The organism is Tianweitania sp., assembly GCF_032053605.1.
GTDB lineage: Bacteria > Pseudomonadota > Alphaproteobacteria > Rhizobiales > Rhizobiaceae > Tianweitania.
Window position 1 is genome coordinate 1 of sequence record NZ_DAMBUH010000173.1, and the last position, 4,340, is coordinate 4,340.

5 protein-coding genes are annotated in these 4,340 nt (G+C 62.1%); 2 read left to right on the forward strand and 3 right to left on the reverse strand.

The annotated features are described in order from the left end of the window. Positions 1-20: 20 nt before the first annotated feature. Positions 21-734, forward strand: a complete 714-nt coding sequence (locus RTX98_RS20135; protein ID WP_312798664.1) for a TIGR02281 family clan AA aspartic protease — start codon at positions 21-23, stop codon at positions 732-734. A 12-nt stretch (positions 735-746) separates the two neighbouring features. Here RTX98_RS20135 and RTX98_RS20140 read toward each other — a convergent pair whose 3' ends face one another. Next, complete coding sequence (locus tag RTX98_RS20140) at positions 747-1,565, reverse strand: sulfite exporter TauE/SafE family protein (protein WP_312798661.1); 819 nt, start codon at positions 1,563-1,565, stop codon at positions 747-749. A 66-nt stretch (positions 1,566-1,631) separates the two neighbouring features. After that, positions 1,632-2,648: a tRNA dihydrouridine(20/20a) synthase DusA gene (gene dusA, locus RTX98_RS20145; RefSeq protein WP_312798662.1), complete on the reverse strand. Its 1,017-nt coding sequence runs from the start codon at positions 2,646-2,648 to the stop codon at positions 1,632-1,634. Positions 2,649-2,873: 225 nt separating this feature from the next. Here dusA and RTX98_RS20150 point away from each other — a divergent pair, with 225 nt between their 5' ends. Next, entirely contained in the window at positions 2,874-3,323 is a 450-nt protein-coding gene (locus tag RTX98_RS20150) for an RrF2 family transcriptional regulator (RefSeq protein WP_189502477.1), read from the forward strand. A gap of 54 nt (positions 3,324-3,377) precedes the next feature. Here RTX98_RS20150 and RTX98_RS20155 read toward each other — a convergent pair. Beyond that, the coding region (locus RTX98_RS20155; protein WP_312798663.1) for a Gfo/Idh/MocA family oxidoreductase at positions 3,378-4,340 on the reverse strand (963 nt) is incomplete at its 5' end.

The following is a 4,340-nucleotide window of genomic DNA, read 5'->3' on the forward strand; positions in this document are numbered from 1 at the left end:
GAACGGGACGTGAGCTGAGCATGCGCCGGCCGCCGCAACTTCTCTGGATCGTCCCCGCCATCCTCGCCGCCGGCCTGCTCCTGCTTGTCTTCAACCACGATGCGGGCAGCACCTTCGGCCTCGAAAATGATCAGTTCGCCAACATCCTGACCGCCGGCCTGCTGGTCACCGTCATCTCCGCTGGCATCGTCGCCTCGCGCCCTTCCTTTGGCGAAGTCACCCGCAACATCGCAGCCTGGCTGTTCATCCTGCTCGCGCTGACGACAGGCTACACCTACCGCTACGAGCTGCAGGATATCGCCAGCCGCGTCACTGCCGGACTGGTTCCGGGCAGTCCACTGTCCGTCACCGACAGCGAAGGCAATGTCACGGTGACCGTGGAGAAAACCGGCAGCGGCCACTTCGAGGCCCGCGCGGCGATCAATGGCAAGCCCGTCCAGGTCATGGTCGACACCGGCGCCAGCATGACCGTGCTCACGGTGGAAGACGCCCGCTCGATCGGCCTCGATGTCGAGGCGCTGAACTTCACCGTCCCGGTATCCACCGCCAACGGCGTCACGGTTGCTGCCCGCGCTCGCGCCCAGACCATCGCCATCGGCAACATCGAACGCGGACCTCTGCCGATCCTCGTCGCCCAACCCGGCGCCTTGAGCCAAAGCCTGCTCGGCATGAACTTCATGGGCACCCTGTCGGGCTATGATGTGCGCGGCGATCGCATGGTGCTGCGAGATTAGGGTCAAGACCTATTAGATCAGGCTGACGAAGAAGCGGATCGAGACAGCCAGCGCGAACAAGCCGAAGACGATCTCCAGATGCCGTTTTTTAAGCGCGTGCGCGATCCGCACGCCATAGGGTGTCATGACCAGCGCAATCGGGATGATCAGCGCACAGGCGATCCAGTTCACGAAACCGGTTGATCCCAGCGGCAGGTTCGGATCACCCCAGCCCGCCCATATGTAACCGATCGTGCCGGGTATCGCGATCAACACGCCGACGCCTGACGACGTCGCAACCGCCTGATGCATGGAGCGGCCGTAGAGCGTCATGAAAGTGTTGTTCATGATGCCGCCGCCGATCCCCATCAGCGTCGACAAAAAGCCGATCACGACCCCGACCATTGCGCGAGCAGGCCCAGTCGGGATCTTGCGGCCAAGGCGCCAGCTGTCGCGGTTGAACAAAAGCTTGAACCCGACAGCCACCATGATCAGCATGAAGATCACGCGCAGGCCTTCAGACGAAATATACGCCGCCGTCAGCGAGGCCAGCAACACGCCGACCGGAACCGGTATCAGGAAGCTCCTCAACAGCGCCTTGTCCACCGCGCGACGTTTCAGATGCCCCTGATAGGATCGAAGCGACGTTGGGATGATGATCGCAAGCGACGTGCCGACCGCCACATGCATGCGCACAGCTTCATCGACATCGAGCATGGCCAGCCCCTGGTAGAACCCCGGCACCAGGACCGCCCCGCCGCCGATACCGAACACGCCGGCCAGTAAGCCGGACACGACTCCGCCAAGCGCGATGGCACCTGCGAAAACCACCAACTGTTCGATGGAAACCATGATCCGCCCAGCCCCGCCCCCGCGAAGCGCTAGAGGCGAACGTCAGCGATGTAAACCGCGCCGGCCCTAGGCAGCGACGGAAGCCATCGCCGCAGACCGATCGACCTCACCGAGCGCGCGCCAAAGAACCTGCGACCGCGCATCCGGCTTGGTCGCATCGCTCGACAGGATCTGCCGATAGCGCCGGGCACCGGGCAAACCATGGAACAGCCCGACCATGTGGCGCGCGACGTGAGACAACCGTCCCCCGGCATCGATATGCCGGTCAGAATAGTCCGCCATGGCCGCGAAGAGGGCATCGTAATCGGCCGCCTTGGCTTGCGCGCCATAAAAGCGGCTGTCCACCTCAGCCAGCAAACCGGGTGTCTGGTAAGCCGCACGTCCAAGCATCACGCCATCGGTGCCTGCAAGCAGCAGCTCGGCCTCATCCAGCGAGTGGATGCCGCCATTAATACCGATGAAGCGCTCGGGCAGTCGCGCCTTCAAGCGCCGCACCCGGTCATAATCCAGCGGCGGGATTTCCCGATTTTCCTTCGGCGAAAGCCCCTGCAGCCAGGCCTTGCGCGCATGCACCCAAAGCCCATCCGCGCCCACGTCAAACACTCGATCGGCGATCGCATCCAAAGCCGGCTCGGGATCCTGATCATCCACTCCGATCCGGCATTTCACCGTCACGGGAATGTCCACGGCCTCGCGCATCGCTTCCACGCAGGCTGCAACGACATCCGGCGTCTTCATCAGGCACGCGCCAAAGGTGCCGGATTGCACGCGGTCTGACGGGCAACCGACATTCAGGTTGATCTCGTCATAGCCGAACCCTTCGCCGATCCTTGCTGCTTCCGCGAGCTTGAGCGGGTCCGATCCGCCAAGCTGTAGGCTAAGCGGATGCTCAACCTGATCAAAGCCCAGCAAACGCTGCCGATCTCCATGGATCACCGCATCCGCCACCACCATCTCGGTGTAAAGCAGCGCATGCCGGCTCAACTGCCGATGGAAAAAGCGACAATGCCGATCGGTCCAATCGATCATCGGTGCTACCGCAAAGCGCGGCGCATAGGTTTGGGCAGGCTTGGCTTCGTTCATGACCCATCATACCGGATGTCGCGGCATCGCGTCATCGTCTTGCGTGCAGCAATCGTGAGCATTCACGGAATAGGCGATCACGGAATGTGTGTGACCTGTTTACCCCAGGCATAAAAATTGATGCTGGTCCAATCGCTTAGGAATTGTTCCTGACACAATCCCTGCCTAGGAACGAAGCGGGACATTCTCTGCAGACCGGCTCCGGTCTCAACTTGTAGTTATTCCATGCTGACCAAAAAAGGCAAGTACGGGCTGAAGGCGCTGATTTATCTGGCGCAGATGCCCGTCGGCCGACTCGCTTTCGTCAATGACATCGCGGTGGCCAACAACATTCCGAAGAAGTTTCTGGAAGCCATTCTTGGCGAGCTGCGCAATGCCGGCTTCCTGTTGAGCCGCAAAGGCAAGGATGGCGGCTACCGACTAGCGAAGCCGGCGACCGAGATCAAGATCGGGCATGTCATCCGTGTGCTCGACGGGCCACTTGCCCCGATCGCCTGCGCCAGCCGCACGCAGTATAAGCGCTGCGATGATTGCGATGAGGTGACGTGCCAGGTCCGTCACATGATGCTGGAAGTGCGTCAGGCCATGTCCGACCTTCTCGACAATCGCAGCCTCGCTTCGATGCGCGACTCGGCCAATGACGACCTGCCGCTCATCATCAAGCTCGACGCGTGATCACTGCGAGACACTGATCCGGTAGGAGGCCGGTTCGAGCCGGCCTTCGCGAGTTTAGAGATCCAGCTTTGTCCATGCGCCGTCATTCTGTGACGAGCGCACGCAAGCCTCCACGAAGGCCACCCCTTCCACGCCATCTGAGATGTTCGGGAACACGACCTCGGCGGGAACTTGGCTTCCGTGACGCGCAGCCTTGATCGCTCGCGCCGCCTCCGCATAGATCGTCGCGAACCCTTCCAGATAGCCCTCCGGATGCCCCGCCGGGATACGGCTGACCCGCGTTGACGCCGATAGGGCGCCAGCACCGTTACGCGTCAGCAGGCGCTTCGGCTCACCAAATGGCGTGTACCAAAGATAATTCGGATCGGCCTGGAACCACTCGATCCCGCCCTTGGTGCCGTAAACCCGCAGCCGAAGCCCGTTCTCGTTACCCGGCGCGACTTGGCTCGCCCAAAGCATCCCCTTGGCCGCAACGCCGTTCTGCGCCTTGAAGCGCAGCATGACGTGCGCATTGTCATCCACCGCACGGCCGGGAACGAAGGCGTCGAGATCGGCCGCCAGCGCGTCGAGTTCAAGCCCGGTCACGAAGCGCGCGAGATTGAACGCATGCGTGCCGATATCGCCGGTGGAACCGCCGACACCAGACTGCGACGGATCCGTGCGCCATACCGCACCCTTGGCTCCGGTATCTTCGACCTTCTCCGTCAGCCAGTCCTGCGGATATTCCGCCTGCACAACGCGGATATCGCCCAGCAAGCCATCGGCCACCATCTGCCGCGCCTGCCTGATTTGCGGATAACCGGTGTAGTTGTGCGTCAGCACGAACAGCTTGCCTGATTTGGCTGCGATCTCCGCCAACGCCTTCGCATCAGCCAGGTTCGACGTGACCGGCTTGTCGCAGATCACATGAATGCCGGCTTCCAGAAAGGCCTTGGCGGCCGGAAAATGCAGATGGTTCGGTGTCACGATCGACACCGCCTCGACCCCATCCGCCAGCGCCCCCTCCACCTCGGCCAT